Here is a 22,256-nt window from a genome sequence, read left to right as displayed (position 1 = left end):
TGTGGCCAGTACTTTTTTGAGGGATGGGTCGATTTTTTGTAATCGATCACAGGATCTGGATCAGGCGGTGGGCTGAGCGATCCAGGCGAGGTCGGGTTCCTGACCCCGGAAGTAGGCGCGCAAGGCATCGACAAGGACGGGGAAGGTTGTCTTTTCCTGAAGCCGGCAGGTCTGCCTGAGTGAGAGGATACGCTCCACCCAGCGGTTGCCTTTTTCACTGGACGTACCCTGGCTGGATTTGCGCCACAGCACGGCGAATCGAAGCATCCGCTCAGCATGATTGTTCGTGGGATCCACCCCCTGCTCCGAGAGGAACGTCCAAAGGCTTTCGATCTCCCTGCGAAGACGGCGTGCAAATCTGCCGGCATCATCCTTGCGCTTCTCATGAAGGGTGATCAAGCGGATCAAACGAGCATAAAAGGCCTGCCACTCTCCGACGGAGGGGGGATCCTTGGCCATATGACATAGTCGTTGGAGTTCATGGGTTGCCCAGAGACCGAAACGTTTTATGTCCGGGTCTTTCCTTTCGGAGAGTTCCTTGGCCTTGCGGATCAGATGAGCAAGGCAGGTCTGCCGCAGTCCGACCCATTTGCGGTACACGCCGTATCCGTCCGAGACCAGGATGCCGGTCCAGTCCTTGATCAGTGCTTCGAAGGCTTCCTTCGAGCGGTTGGAATGGATCATGAAGAAAGCCACTGCCGGCCCCGCCATGACCCACAGCCATTGCAGGAAGCCGTTGAGGCGGTGGCTGGTCTCGTCGATGTGGTTGACCGGCGCCTGCCTGGCTGCCTGGCCGATCGTTTCATAGTGGAGTTGGATCGCGGCCGAGGCCCGATCGATGATCTTCTGGATGGCGCTCAGGCTGATATGGAACCCAAGCACCGAAGCACAGAAGGTTTGAATCGTTGAGCGACTGTCTGCCTGGGTGCCCGCCATCTCGGCGATCATGGCTGAAAGCCTGGGACCGTAGCCTGTCCGGTGTTCTTTGGGGACGGTGGCCTTTTGCATCTTGCCGCAGACCGGGCACCTGCCTCGGTGCAGTTCGAAGTGCATGACCTCGAGCTCGATCGGGGGCAGTTCGATGACTTGGTGCGTATAATACGGTTCGGTTTCGGGGAACTCGCGGTTGCCGCAGGTGCAGATTTCCGGAAGGATGACTCGGGTTTCCTTCGGCGGGAGCATCTCCTGCCGGTGCCCCGGATGGCTCAGTTTCCGCCGATCGGTGCCTTTCTTTTTCTTCCCGGATTTTTTCTTTTTGAAGGGCGGATCCGAGGACGGCGGCCGATCCGAGTTGGAGGAATCCTTGTTCAGACGCGCTTCGAGGTGTTCGATCCGTTTTCGGAGTTCGCGGTTTTCCTCCACAAGGGCGAGATTGATATAGATGAGCACGGAGCGCGGGACATCCTGCATCCCCTCTTCGGTCAAGGCGATCCCTTCGGGAAAAAGAGTCGTTTCAGCCATGGAGCGCCTCGCGGAAACGCTTGCCAAGCGGGTAGAGGTAGACCGCCTTGACCGGTTCCATGCAGCGGTTATAGCGGTCGTAGCGTCCACGCCCCTTGGTCAGTCCTGCATAGACCCAGTTGGCTGCCCGGTAGCAGGTGCCCTGGAACCGGGTGGTGTCCACGAAGGTTTCGAGCAAGGCAACGGGATGGCGGTAAAACGCCTGCCAGTCCCCGGGAAGCATCCGGATGTTGGCGCTCAGAAGCTTCGAGGCCAGGTGTTTCACCGAAACCCAGTTCAGAATCAGGAACCGGACGTTATTGACGACCTTGTAGAGGTTCGCTTCCCTGGTAGGAGGCTCCCAACCGATGAACCGGTCGCGGCACTCCACCTTCCAGGCCGCTGAGCCCCAACCGAGGCAAGCCACCAGGTGTCCATCCAGGTAGGCCAGGTACTTCAAGTATGCACCGACGATTCGGGGGCGCCCCAGGTAATGGTAATTATCGACCAGGTGATCCCACAGGCCTTCATCCGGGGTGCGCCGGACCATCTCGATTTTCAAAGAGCCAAACTCGGAGACCGTTCCGTGAATCTCCGAGGTGTCGTAGCTATAGCTGCGTCGAACAGCCTTGCGGGGCTTCCGATGATTCGTTGTGGACAAAGGCCGGGGGAGATTAACAACCTGCTTTTCTTCGAGCTTGAGCAGCAGCGCACGGCAGGCCATCCCTTTGAGTTGCCCGTTCGGCTGCCGCCAGTCCCAGTGCTCACACAGCACTCGGGAAATGGCGGTTCGACCGCGTTCCCAATGCCGGGAGATGGTATCGCGGATAAACGAGAGGTCTTCCTCTCTGATCTGACGGCCGCGAATTTGATACAGGGTCTCTGCCAAGGTGCTGTTCCCTCCTGGCAAAGCACCCTAGCAAAATTTAGCTTCGGACGCCAGGGAAAAATGCACCCCCTGTGATCAAATACGATTTTTTTCTATCCGCCGAAAATCCTCCGGGATTTTTTTGAACGGATCGGCGTTCCACAAAAGCTGTTGGAGTTGAGCAGCCGCCAGATCGCGGATGGTGCCCGGGCCGAACTTCCACAAGAAACGACCCCGAGACAAGCGTTTATGGCACAACCAAAATCCCTGGCCATCATAAACCAGGATGCGCAGGGCCTGACGGGACTTGTTGGTAAAGATGAAAAGGGTGCCGCTAAATGGATCCACGGCCAGCTTCTGCCGGCATACTGCCACCAAACCGTCGATGCCTTTGCGGAAATCCACCGGGTCCACTGCCAGCAAGATCCGCATGTGGGCAGTGATCTGGATCATGAGAGAAACTGCCCGAGAATGCTTTCAGGATCGGGCGGTTGACCGGTGCCCGAGAGCCTCAGCCTGCTGCCATCCGCGCGTTCGCACTCGACGACCCATTGGCCGAAGAGGCAGGTGGTGTCCAGCTGGATCAGCTCCGGAGTGGCATGATCAGAGGAGAGACGCTTCTTGAGCTCTGTAAAGGAAAGCCTCAGTCTGCGGCATACCTCGGAAACAGAATGCCCTCTGCATTGCTGTACCGCAGCCTCCCACAACTCCTGCGGGATCAGGGCGCGCTTCTTGCCGCGCTGCCGGCGCCACTCGGCAAACCGGCGTTCGACCTCGACGAGGTCGGGCTGGGAGTGGCTGCTGTATGGGACAGGGTTCCTCGAAGTGGTTTCCATCGCCATCCTCCTTATATAATCCAAATGGGATGGCGCTACCTTATAACATCCCGGCCCCGCGTGTTAAGCACGCCTGCCGGAAGGACACGACCAACGCGCAGCGCGGCGTTCTTACCATCCGTAACGGCTGATTTGTCGAAACCTCTCCCTTTGATAGGCACCCAATGTCGGCGTATGGGGTCTGCAGGCATACCCCGGGTTTTGTCATACTTCCACCCTTGGAGTGCGAAAGAGAGCGCCAAACGAAATTCAGGCGAACCGTCGTCTGCCGCAGAAACCCATTCCGGGCGAAGATCAGGTACCGGGCCGGCCTCAACCCCTTGGCCGGTGATCATGATGCCTTCGGTTTGAGCCATGAGCGCGAGAACTGTCTGCCACCGAAGGGGTTCATCGGGGTGTTGGATGACTGCAAAAAGGGCTTCGCCCAATCGTTGCTCCATATTCCTGAGGCCTGTCGAGGCGTTGTTTTTTCTGGCACTTCGCCGAAGACGCTGCAGCCAGGTGTCCAAATCATCAATACACGCAAGACTGGGCGCGATTTTGTCAGGAACACGAAAGCGGCCCAAGGGGACAGCAAGATTACTTTGCCCATTACGTTCGATGTAGCCAAAACGCTCGAATGCCTCGATACCCCGGGCAGTACCGAGTCGTACAACTGCTCGGGCAACATCCAGCGGCTCGCGCGCAGGTTTCGATCCCAGTTGCATACGTCCTTCCGCGAAAAGATGATTCAGCTCACCGAAGGTTACAGGTTGAAACCAGAGTGGCATCCATTGTTCCCCACGGGCACTTTCATCAGCGACTGAACCGCTCATAAAGCCCGCCCCATAGGCATTGACTGCAAAGGGTGCAGCTGCACGAGATGTTTCCGATATTCCCAGGCGGCGAGTAGTGTGGGCGGAAAAAAGCAGAGTTCCTTCCATCATCAAAATGAAATCTGCTGGATTGAGGAGCGAGTCTCCTTTCGGACCATTGGTACTGTTCGCACCGCCTGCCATCCCAGGCAGGTATTGACCCACTGCCTTTCCGATTTGGCACCCCGCTATTGGTGCACCCCAAATCGCCCCATTGAACCATTCCCGGGCACTTGGTTTTGGATCCCCGCCTGCCGAAGAAAGATCAAAAAGATCTCCAAGCCTTTGCATAAAATTGTTGGTAAAATCGAGCCGCCCATCAGACCCTCCCGTTCCCAGCAGGGCCGGATATTTCGCGGTACCACCATCATCAAGCACCATCGCCGCATCCATCCATTCCCGATGGGGGCCTCGCCATGCCAGTCGCAATCTTGGAATAAACTCTGCCTTCAGCCGCTTGAATTCCCGTTCAGCCTCGCTCAACCGCCCTCTATATTCCGCTGAAGCCCTGAATTCGGTTCGCTGGCTACGCGAAAGATGCCTGCCCTTGCTCTCCCCTTTAATAGCCCGAACAGCGCGGTCAGCCTCAGACAACGCATCCAATCGCTTCCAGGCCTCATCAATGGCGCGACGGTAAACAGTAAAGCGGGGGGAGGAAGATGTTTGGAGCGGGCTTAACCCTGGGTCATTTTTCTTATAAAAACCCGATCCCCTGTTCCATGGTGAAACAAAAGGGGTCGGCTTGTAATCTCTAAGGAAGAAATCGATCAATTCATCTCTGCTGAGCGACGTAGCTAAGACGAAACGCTCACCGTCCCACCACCCACGAACCTGCGGGTCGATCTGTTGTGCGATGATGCGAAGAATGCCGAGGGCTTTGAGGTAATACGCAAGTGGTACGGGTGAGCAACCCCCGAGTGGGTGAATATTCATAATTCGACCTCCTTATCCAAAAGCGGGTCGCTCGCGCTACCAGCCGAAACACGTTGATCGGCAGCCCTCAGGATGGCCTCAAGCCAAGCCAGCTCAAATGGTGCATAGACCTTTAAGAGAGCCAGGACACGTTCTGTCCAACTCTGCCCGGTACGGGGATTTAACCCGGCAGCCGCAGTGGCAAGCATCATATTGCTGTGCGAGAGTTCGCTGATAGTTTGGTTCGCTGTGTAGAGCATTATTGGAGGCAACTGGTCACCATCGCATATACCATGAATGCGTGGCCGCATATCACCCGAATCTTGATCGGCAGGACAACTATGCCACACAGAACGGACCTTCCCATGGTGTGCACAGACGAGATAAGCGAGGAGGTTAAATGAATGCACATCGAGTTCAATGACCTCCTCTTCAATTGCTGATGGTGGCAATTCAGGGATCTGGTATTCCTCCAGTTCAAATCCCGCGAGCGAGAGGAATTCGCGCCAAGGACCCAATAATGCTGGGTGATCGGGCGCATGGCGTGCCAGAACCGACAAAAGGGCCAACGTCCCCGAAAGTTCGTGGCGAAACCCTGGGCGCCGCTCACCGCTCTCCATCTTATAGAGATTTACGCCTTGCCAAGCCACTGACGGAGCCTTGGCAATATCTTCGCGATTGGGACGCCGATCTTTGAGCCGGATAGAGCCTTGAAAGGCTGGGTGCGATTTACCGACGTCATGCCAACGCCCGGCCAGGTCGAAAAGCTCCGCCAGATCGGGGACAAGCTTCACAGAGATCGCACGAGCCAGATTTCCGGTCTCCCGCCCATGAAACGCTATGGTCTGCCATATCAAGGTGCTGAGCGTCTCATCGTCCTGCCTGGCATCGGCCATTTCAGAACTCTCCGCCACCACGGGAGAAACCACCGGAACAGTATTTGTTGCAGTCTGAGACCATCCTTTGACCGGATCATAGCCGCCGCAATGAGCATCCACAAGCACCGTTTGTCCAGGATACAGATCCCGGCGCTCAACAGGCTTCCATCGACCTTCGAGCCAATCCCATACCCATGCGCGCATGTCTTTCTTAAGCCTTGGCGCCCTGGTACTGGCGCTCTCCTTTCCGCACAGCCAATCGCGCGCCTTCAGAAATGGTACGGCACAGAGCCCTTCTCGCGAAGGCCGTATTTCCGCCAAAGGCAGAGACTGAGCAGGAATGTCAACCCAGAAAACCTGCAGGTCACGCTCTTCGGTCGACCGGATAAATCGACTGATATCGATATCAGCGCCAGAAAGATCCGGGGATGTATCAAAAAGTTCGTCGATTTCATGTCTAAGGAGGAGGTGTTTAGGCTCGTAGGGGTAAAGGCGCGGCAAAATCTCCGGGTGAATTTCCTCAAATACCTCGAGAGATAAAGGGGAAACATCGTCAAAATGTGACAGCACGTTGCGTGCTGTATCGATTTCTTCTAGAGAGTAAGGTGCTGCGGCCTTATCGTTCTTATGCTCTAAATCTAAAACAATGACATGGCCCTTCCCTCCCCATCGTGCGCACCGCCCGAATCGCTGTATCAAGCTTGGCCACGGTGCCAATTCAGTGATGAGTACACCAGCCGAAAGGTCAACGCCTGCTTCCACGACCTGGGTGGCAATAACGATCCGGTCTGTACCTGGAGCAGAAGTGGCGCGGTTCAGAAAATCGTCACGCCATGAGGATCTCTCGGCAGCACGAAAGCGGCTGTGCACCAGACGAACATCTGTGACGGCTCTATTCAGACCCCGGTCTTTGAGGACAGCTTCAAAGATGTCTACAGCCCGATCGACTGTATTGACCACCACTAGCGTTGGCCCGAAAGCACCGTTTCCTGATTCATGATGTGTCTTCACCGTTAATTCAGCGATCGTTTTTGCTTTGTCGGCTGTTTCGAGTCTAAGAGGTTTCTTTACGTCATCCCACAGATGTCCTAAGCGTCCTTCGGCATCGATGCGGTTTTCAGCGATCGAAGTAGCCAAACGGACCGTTTCAGGACTTTTTTGAAGCCATCCCCGCTGAAGAGTTGCACTCATCCACCAAGTGTAACAGGGTCGGTATTTCCCGCCCGATAGAGTATCTCCTTCACGAAATGCCTGCATTTGCGCCGAAGTGGCAAAGCCTACATCCATTAACTGCACTTCATCCATTATCCAAAGACAGTCCTGGTTCAACAATCCGAATTCCATCGGCCAGCGTGCGCGCGGTGATCCATACCCCCTGTTCATTGCGCGGGAGATCAACATATCCTGTGTGCCAATCAAAACCGAACAATGCTCCGGATAAAGATGCCATTTGCCAGGATCCACTCCACCCATAAGCAGGTGGACACCCACCTTGCCAGTATGATCCTCCAGTTCATCCCACAACAATCCCAACCTCTGAATCGATCTACGAGCTACTTCCTCGGTTTGCTCAACCAGTACCCTCATTGGAAGACACCATACGAGGCGTCGTGGCCAGCTTTCGTTCTTGCGATCGACTCTATGCCATAACCATGCAGATAAGACCCCTTGTGTTTTTCCAAAACCGGTAGGGATCCGAATAAGGCGATTTGCGCAATACTCATTAGCTGCCAGCTCGCGCTGCCACGCATACGGGGATGAAAAGGAAGTCACTGATTTGAAAAATGCATTGAACCGATCCATCAGGCTGGCTCCTCTAGTAATTGGATATACCTGTATTTAAAACAGTTTTTGGCCCATTATCATAGAGATAGTGTTGGCTCCGACAAAATTCGCTTTTCTTCGCGGGAAAGAGCTTTAAATGAATTAGTTTTTGTAGGTCGTAACTGCATCATTGGGAGACAGCATGCAAGCGATTTGAATCCAGCAAAACATCAAACAAAAACTGAATGGCGAGAAAACCTATAGCTCTTTTGATTTTGGACATTTATTTCCTCCCTATACCCATCTTCTCCCGTAGTCAACGCCAAAAAGGCCGTTACTCCATCATGAATGCCGATTTGATCTCCCAACGCTTGAATAATTTTTCAACTGATAGTGTCCCTGCCATCCAAGCTGCAAGCGAATTCATCTTTCAAAACAAAGCATACCACCCGGTTTTGACAGATACGGTCACACTCGGAAGTATTTTTTCGGTGGAATATAAAAAATCTGGATGGCATCGGGATGGGTAACACGAGACCAGCCACCGCCTCAACGGGCTCCTGCAATAGCTGTGGGTTATGGCTGGGCGGCAAGGGCTTTCTTCATGATCCATTCCAACCGCTCGAAGGAAGCCTTCAAAGTATCGATCGAGGACTGGGCCGGCATCCTGGTCTCGGACGGATACGGCGTGTACCGCAAATGGGTCGGACTGCGGCAGACTTGCCTTGCTCATCTGATCCGCAAGGCCAAGGAACTCTCCGAAAGGAAAGACCCGGACATAAAACGTTTCGGTCTGTGGGCAACCCATGAACTCCAACGACTATGCCATATGGCCAAGGCTCCCCCCTCCGTCGGAGAATGGCAGGCCTTTTATGCTCGTTTGATCCGCTTGATCACCCTCCACGAGAACCGGAAGGATGATGCCGGCAGATTTGCACGCCGTCTTCGCAGGGAGATCGAAAGCCTTTGGACGTTCCTCTCCGAGCAGGGGGTGGATCCCACGAACAATCATGCTGAGCGGATGCTTCGATTCGCCGTGCTGTGGCGCAAGTCCAGCCAGGGTACGTCCAGTGAAAAAGGCAACCGCTGGGTGGAGCGTATCCTCTCACTCAGGCAGACCTGCCGGCTTCGGAAAAAGACAACCTTCCCCGTCCTTGTCGATGCCCTGCGCGCCTACTTCCGGGGTCAGGAACCCGACCTCGCCTGGATAGCTCAGCCCACCGCCTATTCCAGATCCTGTGATCGCTTACAATTTTTTCACAGGGCCCACACCCAGCAGGTAGAGCATCCTGGACGACTGGTTCAAGCCCAGCAGTTTGGCCGCTTCGCCGTCGTAAAAGGCGCCGATGCCGCAGCAACCCAGCCCCAGGGCCGTCGCCGCCAGATACACCCTGAATTCGACGCCCTCGCCCTATGGAGGGAGTTCCTGGACCGCAACACGGACCCTGCCGGCCCCCCCCGCCCGGCCATGTCCGAGGACATGCCCCGGATTCTGGCGTACCTGTACCGCGCCATTTCCCGCCAGCGTCTGGAACTCTACCCGGATGTGAAGTCCGTGCTCGAGGAACTCGAGCCGCGCTTCCCCCTGGCCGCGGTATCGGACGGCCAGAGCGTCTGGGCCATGCCCGAACTGCGCACGGTGGGCATCGACCGCTACTTCTCACCGATTGTCATCTCGAGCGACAACGGATTCCGAAAGCCGGATCCGAGACTCTATCACGCTGCGCTGGCCGGGATCGGGGCAAAGCCCAAAGAGGTGCTGTTCGTGGGAAACGACATGTACCGTGACGTCTTCGGCGCCGCACAGATGGGCATGAAAACCGTTTTTTTCGCCTCCAATCAGGGGCGGCGGCATATGGAAGGCGTGGAGCCGGATTACATTATCTACCGCTTCGCCGAACTGAGAGAGGCGATCCGGTTTTTCGAACGGAGGTAACCCGGCGAAACCGGGAAAACCGGCGCCCAAGCGGTTTTCCTTTGGAACAGGGAGGCGGTCTTCGACGCCCCCGGTTTTCCACTCCGTCTGCCCGCCTGCCGAGAATCCGGATTCCTGCCGGATGCGTCCCTTCCTATTTTCCGGCCCCTAAACTGTTCGATATGGTGTTGATGTAATTGAAGTAGGCCGTTACAGCCGCGGCCTCCAGGATCTGAGAATCCGAATAGCCGGCATCCCTCAAAATATCGATGTCCTTCTGCGTCATCTTGTAATTTTCCCTGCCGGCGCATTTCATGCAAAACTCCATCAGGACCCTCTCGTTCTCAGGGATGTTCATATGTTCGATCCCAGCCAGGACATCCTCGACCTGCTTCTCCGTCATACCCAGCATTCGAGCGATCCGTTCATGCTCCCCGACACACATGGTACACGCATTGAGATTCGAGACGAGAATCGCGATGCTCTCCTTGATGGGTTTGCTCAATTCAGTTTGACTGACCAGCAGGGTCTTGAACAACTGGGTGGTCGCGTGATAGATATCCGGGCGGATGGAGAGGATTCTTGCAACCTCGCCCACCTCTCCCGTCTTCTTCTGGACGGCCTCCAACTGCGTTCTCACCGATTCCTCGAGTTCGCTGATCGGCGGAAGATCAAGGTATGCCATAAGATCCCTCCTCTCGCTTTTTCGGCCCCGAGTAGAAACCCTGCCCCTCCGGGCCCATCAGAGTCCAGAGCCTTCGCCTTCTGGACGGTTCATTCGGTGCCATCAAGACCGCGTTTTCCCCGCGACCAGACCCATTCATATGAAATGAATCGATTTTACCCGTCAACACGAACAGGTTTCATGAGATCACAGCCCGGCTGCCTGCTGCAGTGAAAGAGCTTTTTCCACTCCGCGACCTGGTTCGGGCACACGGCAGACTCGTCAGCCAGATCGCGAATCGGCGGCTGTCCCTTGAGCGCTTACGGTGCCGCCTCCGCCTTGAATTCCTTCGTAAAGCTCCGTCGCTGTGCCGTCTTCGCCGCCCTTTCTTGACCTCAGATTATACCTTAATCCGTGGTCCCATTTAAGGAATCCATTTTTATTATACCTCTGGTTCCGGTTAAGGGGTCCGATTCCATCAGCAGGCCGAGGGATAGGCTTGACTTGTCCAATTAAATCCCTTATGGGAGGACAATATACAGATACGCGCCATTCTTGACAAATTAAATGAATCTGATTTCGAAGCCTTGCAGCCCCAAACCCTATTTTCGGATGAGAAACAGGTACAGGATTTTATTACACGGTTCTCTCTTTTCCCTAACCAATAAATACGGTAGGATAAACAAAAAATTACATGCTTTATTTTCTAACACTCGGGACATTATTGGGTTTATCAGCGGGTTTTGCACCAGGGCCGCTTTTGACTCTCGTTATCACAGAAACGCTTAAACATGATATCAAATCCGGTGTCAAAGTGGCACTTGCACCGATCCTGACCGACTTTCCAATTATTGTCTTGACGCTTTTTTCCTTATCAAAACTAAGTGCTTTTCATAATATTTTAGGTTTGATTTCTATCGCAGGCGGCTTGTTTATTTCAACCATGGCCTATGAGAGCATTCGTACAAGGGGAATGGCTCTGGATTCAAAAAGGTCAACGGCAAATTCATTGACTAAAGGAATTTTGGCGAACGCTTTAAATCCGCATCCGTACTTGTTTTGGTTTAGTGTCGGTGCTCCAACAATGGTCGCAGCGATGCAGAAAAACATCTTCGCTTTGTTAGCCTTCATTGTCAGTTTTTATGTTTTCCTCCTGGGATCGAAAATCCTGTTGGCTGTCTTGACGGGCAAATCGAGATCTTTTTTGACCGGAAAAGGTTACATCTACATAATGCGCTTTCTTGGAGTGGCACTTGGAGTCTTGGCAGTCGTTCTTATTTACAACGGGCTGAAACTGATGCAGGTCATCAGAGCCTAGACGCGCAGAGCAGGCCGGCAGCGACTTCATCTCGCCATTGTTAGTTTCCCCCTTTGCCAGGATAGTTGCCACTCGTCACGCTGCCCGGGTAAACCGAGCAGCAGCAAGGGAAAATATCGTTTGACGAATAAAAGGCGAGGTGTTGTGGTTTGAACTCCCGCCCCGTCATTCGCCAAGGTCGTCAGGCCCGCCGACGTCCTGGGCCAGCCTCGGCACTGAGAAGTCATCGCCGACTTCGCATCTTTCTTTATCTTGACTGCGCGGGCGGTGCATCTGCGCCGCCCGATGCAGCGTCACGGACTTATTTGCCGGCCTCCCGCCGCAGACAGGCCTTCACCTGGTCGGCATCCTCCAGGGCGAGGACGGAGCGGGCCAGATGCCTCGCCTCGTCGCTGTCAACCGTTAGGATCGTTTTCTTCACCTCCGGGATGCGCGGCGCAGTAGCCGAGAGCGAGCTGAACCCGAGCCCGATCAGCACGGGGATGGCCAGGGGGTTGCTGGCCATATCCCCGGCCATGCCGATGGGTTTCCCGGCCCGCTCCGCGGCGTGCGCCGTCATGGCGATGAGGCGCAGCACCGCCGGGTGGAAGGGGTCATACCAGCGCGCGACCTTGGGGTTCATCCGGTCGGCCGCCAGAGTGAACTGGGTCAAGTCGTTGGTGCCGATGGAGCAGAAGTCGAAATCCCGCAGGTACTCCTTCGCCATCACGGCCGCCGAGGGCACCTCCACCATGATACCGACTTTGTAGTCCCCGGGCCGGACCCCGTCCCGGCGGACCGCCGCATCGGCTTCCGCCACCAGCCTGCGGCATTCGCGCAGTTCCCAGAGCGCCGAGACGAAGGGGAACATGATCCACAACTCCCCTGCCCGCGACGCCCTGATCATGGCCCGCAGTTGAGTGAGGAAGAGGTCCGGGATATCGAGGCACATGCGCAGGCCCTGCCACCCCAGGTTGGGGTTTTCCTCCGCCTCCCCGGCGAGATAGCCAATGGTCTTGTCGCCGCCCGCCTCGAGGGTCCGCATCACGACGGGTCCGGGCATGCGGCTCAGGATGTCCTCGTAGATGTAAGCCTGCCGTTCCTCCGAGGGCGCCTCGTCCCCCACGAAGACGAACTCGGTGCGGAACATGCCGACCCCGGTTCCCCCTGCGTCGAGAATGGCCTGGACGTCCGCCGGACCGGCGATGTTGCCCCATAGCCCGATCGGTTTGCCATCGCGGGTGGCGGTCCGGCGGGCGGCCAGGGCCGCGAGGCCGGCCCGGTCGGCAGAGATCCCGGCAAGACGGTCCCGCGCAGCCTGGAGGGCGTTTTCGTCCGGGGCGGCCAGGACCACCCCCTTCTCTCCGTCGCAGATGCACAGCTCCCCGTCCTCGAAGCGCCCGAGGGCGTCGTGGATGCCGGAGACGGCCGGTATGCCGATCTGTTTGAGGATAATGGCCAGATGGCTTGTGGCACCGCCTCGTTCGCAGACGACCCCCGCCACGAGGCCCGGCTGGAGACGAGTGGCGTCGAAGGCGCTCATCTCGTCGGTCACGATGACCACCGGCGAGCCGGATCGGAAAAGGGGGAGCGGAAGGCCGTCCAGCTGCCGGAAAAGATGCCTGCCGACCTCCTCGGCCTGCCCTGCCCTGGCGCGCAGAACCGGGTCCGGAAGTTCGCCGAAGATGACCGCGAGGTCGTTTACGGTCTGCACGACGGCGTCCGCCGCCGTCCGGCCGGATTGGATCCGGTCCGTGATGCTCCCGTGGAAAAGAGGGCTCTCCAACATGGCCAGAAGCGCCGCCCTTGCAGCACCGTCTTCCATCCCATGGAGCGCCGCCGCGACCTCCCGGCTGGCGGCCTCGAGGCGCCCGAGTTCCAAGGCCGCTTCTTCCGGTTCGAGTCTCCGGCCGCTGACCTCGAACATCAGATGCCGAAGCCGAAACACCGGCCCCATGCCGATCCCCGACGAAAGGGCCAACCCCTCTATGCACTGATTCGCTGCCAAGCTCCCCTCCTTGCATTCCATTGTCCCTTCCGGTCCGCTGCAACGACCCCCAAAAACGGCAGACGGGGGCTTCTCCCACCGGCTGATCTTCCTGTCTTTTAACCTCGATCGGCCGTCGAGGCAAAGATTAATATACCTGAAGACGGGCGTAATTCAGCCAAAATGGTATCTATGAACGTTTACTGGGCCATTGCAATCCGCTGCGAAGCGTATTACTATGAACAGTAATACCATCCATCGGAGGCACAACCATGAGAGTCACCACAAAAGGCCAGGTTACCATCCCGGAGCGCATTCGCGACAAACTGGGCATAACGCCGTCCAGCGAAGTCGATTTCGTTGAGGAAGGCGGCCGCGTCTACCTCGTGAAAAGGCAGGGGAGCAGGCCCTACACCCGGAGATTCAGGACCTTGCGCGGCGCAGCGACCGTCAGGATGACCACCGATGAAATCATGTCCCTGACGAGGTCGGACGAATGAAGGCCGTGCTTGTCGACTCGAACGTCATCCTCGACCTCTTTCTGGACGATCCCGAATGGGCGGATTGGTCCGAATTTACCTTGGCGGAGCGAAACGCCGAAGCGATCCTCCACATCAACTCGATCATTTACAGCGAAGTTTCCATGGCTTTCGAGCGGATCGAAGAACTGGAGTCGGCCCTGGGCAAGGCGGGGCTTCAGATGCTCGACATCCCCAAAGAGGCCCTTTTTCTCGCCGGAAAAGCCTTCCTGAACTACAGACGGCGTGGAGGAGCAAAAACATCCCCTCTGCCTGATTTTTATATCGGAGCCCAGGCGGCTGTCCTCGATATCGACCTGATCACGCGGGATGTGTCCAGGTATCGCACCTATTTCCCTTCAGTCCGGCTGATCAGCCCGGCGTGCCCATGAAGACAGCAAGGATGGATGCCGCTAAGGAACAGCTTCCGACAAAAAAGCCCTGATTTGAATCCCCATTGACGTTATCACCTCATTGATTTCAGAATCATTTGATTTCCTTTCGGGCCTGGTGAAACGCCATCGTTTTGTCAAGGTGCAGGGTTTCTGGACGAAGACATCGGAAGGGAAGGAACGTACCCTGGTTTTGACGACCAATCCCCCTATGAAGCCAATTCGGGAAGAGGCGATCCGGATCGGATTGACAGCTTCTCTGCGAAATCTTTGCGGTATATGAACCAACGCCGTCTGTGTGGTGATTTCTTGGACCCCCTTCTCAGGCATCACTGAAATCAGGAGCCTTCTTGGCGCAAGATCGCACGGCAACACTCGTTCTCCTCTCCTATAACGAACGGGACAACCTTGACTCGCTCTTGAAGGACATCCCGTTTGAAATCTTCGATCAGGTGCTGGCGATCGACGCTGGGTCCACGGACGGAACCCTGGAACTTTACCGGGCATGGGGTATCCGCTGTGTCATCCAGCCAAAGACCGGGCGCGGCAATGCCTTCACTCTGGCCGAGCGATTGGTCGAAACCGAATATGCGGTCTTTTTCAGCACCGACGGAAACGAAAACCCTGCAGATCTGCTGCGGATACTGGAATACTTGAGAGAGGGAAACGATCTCGTCATCGCAGGCCGCTATCTCCTTCCGGGTTCAAAAACCGATGACAGTGACGATCCCTTCCTTTTGAGGAAGACGGCCGGCATCCTGGGCAGCTTCATCGTGCGGGTTTTGTGGCGGACGGGGATGCGTGACTGCATCAACGGCTTGAGGGGATTCAAGGTCGCCTCCCTGATACGGTTGCAGCTTGACGCGGAACGGCACGAGATCGAGCTCCAAAGCACGATCCGGGCGGCCAAACTCGGAATGCGAATCAAGAAATTCGGGACCGCCGAGCAACTGAGGATCAAAGGGGTGCACAAGGAGAGCGCCAACACCTCAACGCTCCTTCTGAGCCTTGGACGCATGCTCCTGCTGGAAATCATGGCAGGAAGAAGATTCGGCCAAAAAGGACCTCGATCCACAGAAAATGACCGCTTTTCTTAAAAAACAAGGCCCCATCATCCTGGTGCTTCTCGTTTTTGGCGGGCTTTATTCGGCCTCCCTGAATTCCCACGGCATGTTCATGTGGGATGAAGCCGAATACGCCTCCATCAGCAGATCCGTGCTGAACGGGGAAGGCTTTTCGATCTGCGGGCAACCCAACCCCCTCCGTCCTCCGGTCCTTCCCCTGGCGGGGGCCGCCGCGGCGCTTCTGGCAGGGAATCCAGCAGATCCCATCCTCAAAATCGCCGTCCTTTTCTTCGCATTGGCCGCCCTCCTCACACGTTACACGGCCCTGTTGTTCGGCCCCCTGGTGATTATCTTCCTCATCGTGGCATGGCTGTCGCCTGAAAAGGCCGGCCGGGAGCACATCCTGAACAGGCATTTCCTTATCAGCCCCTTTGCCGGGATAGTCCTCCTCCTACCCTGGCTCCTGCGCCAGCACATCACTTTCGGGAACGCCCTTGTGGGATTTCAGATCGCTTCGGGGCAATTGAGCGCATTCCTGCCCGGGGCTGCTATGCCCTGGTGGTTTTATCCGGCCGCTCTGCCCGAGATGCTTTCATGGCCCATCCTTTTGCTGGCCCTTCCAGGTCTCCTCTGCATCTACCGTGAAAAAAGCGGGCTGGGGCTGCATGCCGTCGTCACAGTCGTTTTTGTCCTCATATGGTTCAGCACGTTCCGTTACAAGGAACCGCGCCTCATCACCGGTATGCTGCCTCTTGTGGGAATCCCCGCGGCCCTTGGCCTCCGGGAGGTACAACATCGTCTCGCGCTTCTTCTAAAGCAGCCAGGGAGAACGAAAGCCTTGCTCACCGTCTTTGCCGGCGCAATTCTGCTTTTCACGCTGATCCTGAACTGCCGTGCAACCATGCCCACCATAAAAAACACCGTTGCGCTGGGCTACCCCTCGTTCACCCAGGCGATGGAGCGGCTGCAGGCCGTCAGCACCCGGTCGGATCTCGTCATGGGGCCCAACGCGCCTCAGATCTGCTGGTACGCAAACCGGAATGTCATCGATTTTCCTGAACGGGAGAACTTCGAGGAGGACCTGAAGAAGGCCTCCTGGGTCGTCGTTACGAACTTCGAACGCGGCCAGAAGGCTTATGCTATGGATTTATTGAAGAAAATCAGGCAAAAGGACCTGGATGATCAGAACGTCTTCGTCTTCAGAGACAACCGCTTCGTCACGGTGCTGATCAAGAGCGAAATTCTGAGGCTGCGCATGTGAGCGGCCGCCCATCTTGGCTATTTTTTGACTGGCTAAATGTGTCCATTTTTTAACCGGCGTAAATAACTGATTGCCAATCCTCCCGAAAAGAGACCCCTTTCCACTCCCTCCGGCCGATCGAGAACTGAGAGCCTCACAAAGAACATGCCTCGGAGGTGCCTGTGTGCCCCGCAAGGCATAATTTTAGGCGATAAAACATCCTATCGATCGCTATCGACAAACACAGCCGCGTCTTTCGCAAAAAAATCATCGAAAAAGTGCGTTTTTCTGAAAAGAAATCCCAGTTTGTGACCGTATATGACAAACCCATCATTCATCATGACGACATCTCACAGAGAATGCTCAGCGGCCCGGGTATTCACAAGAGGTCATTTCTTCGCTCTCCTCGATCCCTGCGAGCTGTGCCCGCCCCATAGCTCGGGAGACGATACTGGGGTGAACGATATCTCGAAAGGAGGACACGACTCATGGACAAAATCATTGGAGATTTTCTCGATCGACTCGAAATCGGCCGGCAACAGACCTACAAGAATCTGGCGCTTTACCCGCTCCTCTCCCCTTACAGCGCGGGCTTGGAATACCTCTTGCTGGATGAGGCATTGAGCGAAAGCCTGATCGAGGTGGGCGAGGTGAGCGAGGGCGGGTCGGTCCCGGAACTGAGGGTCGTGAACAAATCCGACATGCTGGTCCTCATTCTGGACGGGGAAGAACTGGTCGGCGCCAAACAAAACCGGATCGCCAACACCACCATCCTGGTGGATCGCAACAGCACCGTGGTGATCCCGGTGAGTTGCGTGGAGCATGGGAGATGGTCCTATAACGCACCGCGGTTTCACACCCAGAACCGGATGATGTCGTCCAATCTCCGAGCCAGAAAGGCCGAGCAGGTGTCCTATTCAATCCGGTCCATCGGCGAATACCGGTCAGACCAGGGAGCTATCTGGGACGGCATCGCCGAAAGGGCGGCGAGAAGGGATGTCCATTCACCCTCCGGCGCCATGGCCGCGATCTACGAGAAGGATAGACCCTCCATCGATGAATATATCAAAGAGTTCCGGTTGATCGACTCACAGGTGGGAGCCGTTTTCATGATCAACGGAAAGGTTGCCGGAATGGATGCCTTTGGGAAGCCCGACACCTTTTCAAAGGTCTTCAAAAAGCTTCTGGAAAGCTATGCACTGGATGCCATCGATTGGTACCAGCCTGATGAAGCGTCCAAGGCCGTCAAGAGCGAGGTGACCAAGTTCGGAAAAGCAGCCGCCTCTGCCTCCACCAAAGCCCATCCCGGCGTTGGTCTGGGCACTGACTACAGGCTTGAATCCTCTCACGTGACGGGGTTCACCCTGGCTTTGGAGGATCAGATCCTCCATCTGTCAGTGTTTACAAGGGGAAATGGGAACAGCGGGGGAAGGAATAGGTCCAGGATGGAGCGGTTTACACAGAGGCGAAGAAATCGTGCGTATTAACAGGTGCTTGTGGATATTCTTCCGTCCGTTTGATCCGGAAGCTGGCAAAGCGACATGGAAAGAGATTCCTGCCGATCGAAGTAAAACCGCTTGATGGTGAATCTCCAAGGCAGCCAGCGCTCCTTGTTGAGCGACTTCTCAGGGAGCTATCCGTCAGTCGAACGCCCTTTTCATCCCCTGGGATCCGGAATATGTTTTCGACACGGTTCGAAACCGCACTCGCCTCTATCTGTTCGATCCTCGAGTTGTTGACGGGTGTTGGTTGGTAGAATCTGCTTGTCGGACAGTGGGCCGGGCGTGGGAGACGCAGCCGCCCGAAAGCAGATTCTAGGCCGCCCGGCGGCATTCGTCCAGGGAGGCCGTCGCTCCAGGAGCGACGGCCTCATGGCCAAAGCATCTCCCGTCCCAACCCTGAGCGTCAGGGTTGTTTTTCCTTGTGGCTGCGCATCGTTGCAGCCGCTTCCCGGATCTCCACCAGATCCTTTTTCATCTTCGCATACCCGTACCAGGTGGAATAGTCGTAATTCAGGTGGAAAGCCCCCTGGAAGGTCTTCATGCGATGGTCCATGAACATCTCGTAGAGGAGTTGTTCCACCTTCGTATTGACGTCATAGAACGTCAGCAGGTCCGGATAGGCCGGAGCACCCTCCTTCCGCGGAATGACCCCGTCTTTGTAAAGGCCCGCGACGATCTCGATGGCCTCGGCGAAAAGCTTGTCGGCCTCCTTCACCATCTGGTCCGCGTTCTTCATGTTGTGGGAAACGAAGGCCGGGGTGTGGCACTGGTTGCAGACTTTGATGTAGCGCTGCCGTTCGGCCTCGAACTCCTCCTTGCTCAACCGGGCCACCTTGCCGGCCTTGACGACCTCCAACCGCGCCGTCGGATTGCCTTCTGGATCCAGCACTCCCAGCCCCTTCAGGATGGTCGCCCTGTAGCCCATCCACTCGGCGTCCTCCTCAGGCAGTCGGACCGCCAGGAACCCCCAGGCCGAGAAGACCCGGTGATCGCCATCGGGCATGTGGCACGTCTGGCAGCGGGGCGCGCGGTCCTTGTTCACGGGATCGACCACCCGGTTGACGAGGTAGGTCACACCATGCTTCGCCCCGGAATACATCTCCCACTGGGCGTGGTCGAAGCCCATGTGGCAGGTCTTGCAGGCCTCCGGTTCGGCCGCCTCGCGCTTGGAGAACGCGTGGCGGGTGTGGCAGTTCTGACAGTCCATCCCATAGGGATAGTACTTTCTCTTGTCGCTCTCCCGGACACTCTGGTCTTTCAGGCCCAGGGTATGGCACCCGCCGCACCCCTTCCGGCCCTCCACGAAGGCCGCGGGCTGCATGTGGGTGTACGGCATGGCCTCGAGTGCGATCAGCCCGAGCGCATGCTTCCCGGACAGGTACTGCTCGGCCTGCTCCTCGTGGCATGCCTGGCACGTCGCGATCGTGGGCAGCTGGACCTTGTCGACGTCCTGCTCGCTCTGATGGGCGGATCCGTGGCAGCTAGTGCAATCCAGGGTCTCGGCCATCTTGCCCCGTTTGAAATCCTGGACCTGCAGTGGCGAGATCTTGATGTGGCATTCCTCGCACTTGGAAGGCTTGGCCGCCGCCGGCCCGATGTTCCAGAAGAGAAGCAGGACAGCCGCCAACGAGAACGGAATCAACTTGCGCATGACCTTTTTCCTCCTTGATTGAAAGATTCGGGTTTCTTTCCCCGCCGGCACGGACAGAGGATCACGATACCGCTTGCCTTCACCCCCGGATCAGTTCTTTCCCCGTCGGCACGGACAGAGGTCTCACCCTTCGCTGCCTGTCCCGGCCTGCCATATCTCCACCCGGTGCCCTTCGGGATCAACCAGATAGAACACCCGCGCATCCCAGGGATGGCGCCGAAGGGCCGTCGGTTTCAAACTGGCCTTCTCGGCATATTCCCGGACGCCTTCGATGTCATCGACCTCCAGGGCGAGGGTGATGCCGAGCCCCCTCGAACTCTTCACGGACGACCGCCGTTCGTCCGCAACGCTGAGCCGCGCCCCCTGGGTCAACTCGAACTCCACGAACCAGTCGTTTGAAAAGCGGACGGGCAGATGCAGCCGGTCCCTGTAGAACCGCACCGTCGCCTCCCACTCCCGGCAATACAGAATCGTATTCGCACTCTTCATACGCTTCTGGAGCGCCCGCTGCGAGCCCATGGACTCAAGATGTCCGCCGCAGAGGCAGGGCGCCATCTCGGTGATTTACGGACGGCCCTCTTCCGGATTTTTTCGGTATTCTCTCTTTCCTGTTTCTCGTGATATTTGCTCTCTTCTCTTGTCTGCTCTTCGTACTGCCTTCTTTCTTCCTTCCCTCTTTCATCAGCGAAAGCTGTTAGGGACAAAGGCAGTAAAATGGCGATCATTGCGGACATCATTATTTTTTCCAGGTTGTCCTCTATTTGTTTCATACCTGGGTTCCGGGTGGGTAGTCAAAGGGTAGCCGAAAACGGGTGCAAATCCGGACGTTTAGACATCGGCTCCAAAAACGCGTGTTACTACGCCTTCAAATGGCGGTTCACGACTTCCATGATCGCTCTAGACATTGGAATCTTTAATGTTTTCAGTATGGCCAGGACCTTTTCAGGCGGTTCATCGCGCCGAAACAATAGGTGACTGGGGCGGGCTCTCGAATTCCGTGGTCTGGAGCTGAGCCACGCCATGAGAACACCACCCTCATGGCTTGCCGGTCATGAACTCCGAGATATCGGATATGGTATTGGAGGGATATCTGGACAACCGAAAAACCGTCAAGGAGGAGACGTCCTTCGAGCTGCCGACCCAGCGCGGAAAAGACGTTTTGAAACGGGTAGGCACTTGTGGTCACAGAATAATGTTGGTAAAAGGTACTGGATATTGGGTAATGGATATGGGGTGCTGGTACACAACCGATCCATCTTGAAACGTCCTCGATGTGGGAAGGGGCTGGGGATTCTGATCGAGGGATCATCGACCATCCATCATCCAGCGAGCGGTCCATCGATGCGACTGTCTAAAAAAGCGACCTACGTTCTCCTTCTGATATCTGCTGCTGTGTTCCTGAAGTGCACCCTGGCGATACCCGAAGGGGATGTCGATCTGGAGCGAATAAACCTCCCCGCAGGATTCAAAATCCATATCTACGCTCGGGATGTGCCTGGAGCGAGGAGTATGGCGAAGGGGACCAAGAACGTGGTTTTTGTGGGCTCCCGCGATCCCGGAAAGGTCTATGCCCTGGTGGATCATGATGGAGACGGGCAAAGCGACAAGAAGGTCGTTCTGGCGAGCGGCCTCAACAGCCCCAACGGTGTCGCCTTTCGGAATAACTCCTTGTATGTGGCCGAAATAAGCCGGGTGATCCGTTTTGACAACATCATGGAAAGGCTGGACGACCCGCCTGCTCCGGTGGTGGTCAATGACGATTTCCCCAGCGATCCCCACCACGGCTGGAAGTATATCGCCTTTGGCCCGGACGGAAAGCTTTATGTGCCGGTAGGGGCCCCCTGCAATGTCTGTTTGGAGGAAGATCCCCGGTTTGCCACGATCATGCGCATGAATGCGGATGGATCCGGTCTCGAGATCTTCGCGGAAGGCATTCGGAACACGGTCGGTTTTGACTGGCATCCGGTATCGGGTGTCCTCTGGTTTACGGATAATGGACGCGACTGGATGGGAGACGACAGGCCCCCGGACATACTGGCCAGGGCGCCCCGGCCGGGCATGCATTTCGGGTTTCCTTTTTGTCATGCGGGATACCTGCCGGATCCGGAATTCGGAGACCGCCGATCCTGCAGTGAGTTTGCGAAACCTGGCATTAAACTGGGGCCTCATGTGGCCGCCCTGGGTATGAAGTTTTACACCGGTCAGCAATTTCCGAAGGAATTTCATCACGATATATTTATTGCCGAGCACGGATCCTGGAACCGGACCGTGCCCATCGGATACCGGATCACCCGGGTTCGCCTAAAGGGAAGCCAGGCAGTGAGCTACGATGCGTTTGCAGAAGGATGGCTTCAAAGCGTAAAGGCTTTTGGCCGGCCCGTAGATATACTGATCCTCGGAGACGGGTCCATGCTGGTCTCAGACGATCGTGCCGGTGTTATTTATCGTATCCATTACAGCCCATAACGTGCTCA

At 56.3% G+C, this 22,256-nt stretch carries 19 protein-coding genes; 9 read left to right on the top strand and 10 right to left on the bottom strand.

Features of this window, described 5'->3' with window-relative positions:
• Positions 1–60 precede the first annotated feature (60 nt).
• From tnpC to cas3g, 6 genes are all read right to left on the bottom strand, one after another.
• Positions 61–1,461 (bottom strand): IS66 family transposase, encoded by a 1,401-nt coding sequence (gene tnpC / locus ACZ500_RS01435; RefSeq protein WP_464230753.1) that lies wholly within the window; start codon positions 1,459–1,461, stop codon positions 61–63.
• A complete protein-coding gene (locus ACZ500_RS01430) occupies positions 1,454–2,329 on the bottom strand; it encodes a Druantia anti-phage system protein DruA (protein WP_464230752.1) in 876 nt (291 codons plus the stop codon). Before ACZ500_RS01430 ends, tnpC begins: the two co-directional genes overlap by 8 nt.
• 75 nt (positions 2,330–2,404) lie before the next feature.
• A complete protein-coding gene (tnpB, locus tag ACZ500_RS01425; RefSeq protein WP_464230751.1) occupies positions 2,405–2,761 on the bottom strand; it encodes an IS66 family insertion sequence element accessory protein TnpB in 357 nt (118 codons plus the stop codon).
• The gene (locus tag ACZ500_RS01420) at positions 2,758–3,144 is read right to left on the bottom strand and encodes a hypothetical protein (RefSeq protein WP_464227918.1); all 387 of its coding nucleotides are present in this window, start codon (positions 3,142–3,144) and stop codon (positions 2,758–2,760) included. The genes tnpB and ACZ500_RS01420 overlap by 4 nt, the downstream gene beginning before the upstream one ends.
• 35 nt (positions 3,145–3,179) lie before the next feature.
• A complete protein-coding gene (gene cas8g1 / locus ACZ500_RS01415) occupies positions 3,180–4,931 on the bottom strand; it encodes a type I-G CRISPR-associated protein Cas8g1/Csx17 (RefSeq protein WP_464230750.1) in 1,752 nt (583 codons plus the stop codon).
• Positions 4,928–7,591: a type I-G CRISPR-associated helicase/endonuclease Cas3g gene (gene cas3g, locus ACZ500_RS01410; RefSeq protein WP_464230749.1), complete on the bottom strand. Its 2,664-nt coding sequence runs from the start codon at positions 7,589–7,591 to the stop codon at positions 4,928–4,930. Before cas3g ends, cas8g1 begins: the two co-directional genes overlap by 4 nt.
• A gap of 206 nt (positions 7,592–7,797) precedes the next feature.
• Here cas3g and ACZ500_RS01405 point away from each other — a divergent pair, with 206 nt between their 5' ends.
• Positions 7,798–8,082: a hypothetical protein gene (locus ACZ500_RS01405; protein ID WP_464230748.1), complete on the top strand. Its 285-nt coding sequence runs from the start codon at positions 7,798–7,800 to the stop codon at positions 8,080–8,082.
• A 74-nt stretch (positions 8,083–8,156) separates the two neighbouring features.
• Entirely contained in the window at positions 8,157–9,488 is a 1,332-nt protein-coding gene (locus tag ACZ500_RS01400; RefSeq protein ID WP_464230747.1) for an HAD-IA family hydrolase, read from the top strand.
• 133 nt (positions 9,489–9,621) lie between these two features.
• On the opposite strand, the gene ACZ500_RS01395 is transcribed toward ACZ500_RS01400, so the two are convergent.
• Entirely contained in the window at positions 9,622–10,152 is a 531-nt protein-coding gene (locus ACZ500_RS01395; RefSeq protein WP_464230746.1) for a peroxidase-related enzyme, read from the bottom strand.
• A 673-nt stretch (positions 10,153–10,825) separates the two neighbouring features.
• Between ACZ500_RS01395 and ACZ500_RS01390 the strand changes: the two genes are divergently transcribed.
• Positions 10,826–11,449: a LysE family transporter gene (locus ACZ500_RS01390; RefSeq protein WP_464230745.1), complete on the top strand. Its 624-nt coding sequence runs from the start codon at positions 10,826–10,828 to the stop codon at positions 11,447–11,449.
• Between the two features lie 301 nt (positions 11,450–11,750).
• Here the strand turns inward: ACZ500_RS01390 and ptsP are convergent, their stop codons facing one another.
• A complete protein-coding gene (gene ptsP, locus ACZ500_RS01385) occupies positions 11,751–13,436 on the bottom strand; it encodes a phosphoenolpyruvate--protein phosphotransferase (RefSeq protein ID WP_464230744.1) in 1,686 nt (561 codons plus the stop codon).
• Positions 13,437–13,687: 251 nt separating this feature from the next.
• On the opposite strand from ptsP, the gene ACZ500_RS01380 reads away from it, so the two are divergent.
• The 5 genes from ACZ500_RS01380 (at position 13,688) to ACZ500_RS01360 (ending at position 18,116) form a co-directional block, all read left to right on the top strand.
• Entirely contained in the window at positions 13,688–13,915 is a 228-nt protein-coding gene (locus ACZ500_RS01380; RefSeq protein ID WP_464230743.1) for an AbrB/MazE/SpoVT family DNA-binding domain-containing protein, read from the top strand.
• On the top strand, positions 13,912–14,325 hold the full coding sequence (locus ACZ500_RS01375) for a type II toxin-antitoxin system VapC family toxin (protein ID WP_464230742.1): 414 nt from the start codon (positions 13,912–13,914) through the stop codon (positions 14,323–14,325). The genes ACZ500_RS01380 and ACZ500_RS01375 overlap by 4 nt, the downstream gene beginning before the upstream one ends.
• A 350-nt stretch (positions 14,326–14,675) precedes the next feature.
• The gene (locus ACZ500_RS01370) at positions 14,676–15,422 is read left to right on the top strand and encodes a glycosyltransferase (RefSeq protein ID WP_464230741.1); all 747 of its coding nucleotides are present in this window, start codon (positions 14,676–14,678) and stop codon (positions 15,420–15,422) included.
• Positions 15,406–16,650: a glycosyltransferase family protein gene (locus ACZ500_RS01365; RefSeq protein ID WP_464230740.1), complete on the top strand. Its 1,245-nt coding sequence runs from the start codon at positions 15,406–15,408 to the stop codon at positions 16,648–16,650. Before ACZ500_RS01370 ends, ACZ500_RS01365 begins: the two co-directional genes overlap by 17 nt.
• 467 nt (positions 16,651–17,117) lie before the next feature.
• The gene (locus tag ACZ500_RS01360; RefSeq protein ID WP_464230739.1) at positions 17,118–18,116 is read left to right on the top strand and encodes an ARPP-1 family domain-containing protein; all 999 of its coding nucleotides are present in this window, start codon (positions 17,118–17,120) and stop codon (positions 18,114–18,116) included.
• 418 nt (positions 18,117–18,534) lie between these two features.
• Here ACZ500_RS01360 and ACZ500_RS01355 read toward each other — a convergent pair whose 3' ends face one another.
• Both ACZ500_RS01355 and ACZ500_RS01350 read right to left on the bottom strand, forming a co-directional pair.
• Positions 18,535–19,782: a multiheme c-type cytochrome gene (locus ACZ500_RS01355; RefSeq protein WP_464230738.1), complete on the bottom strand. Its 1,248-nt coding sequence runs from the start codon at positions 19,780–19,782 to the stop codon at positions 18,535–18,537.
• 123 nt (positions 19,783–19,905) lie between these two features.
• Positions 19,906–20,337 carry a VOC family protein gene (locus tag ACZ500_RS01350; RefSeq protein ID WP_464230737.1) on the bottom strand — a complete coding sequence of 144 codons (432 nt, stop codon included), beginning with the start codon at positions 20,335–20,337 and terminating at the stop codon, positions 19,906–19,908.
• A gap of 786 nt (positions 20,338–21,123) precedes the next feature.
• Between ACZ500_RS01350 and ACZ500_RS01345 the strand changes: the two genes are divergently transcribed.
• The gene (locus tag ACZ500_RS01345; protein WP_464230736.1) at positions 21,124–22,248 is read left to right on the top strand and encodes a PQQ-dependent sugar dehydrogenase; all 1,125 of its coding nucleotides are present in this window, start codon (positions 21,124–21,126) and stop codon (positions 22,246–22,248) included.
• Positions 22,249–22,256: the final 8 nt, after the last annotated feature.

Source organism: Desulfatiglans parachlorophenolica, from assembly GCF_055394735.1.
This window is presented reverse-complemented; position numbering and strand designations above follow the sequence as displayed.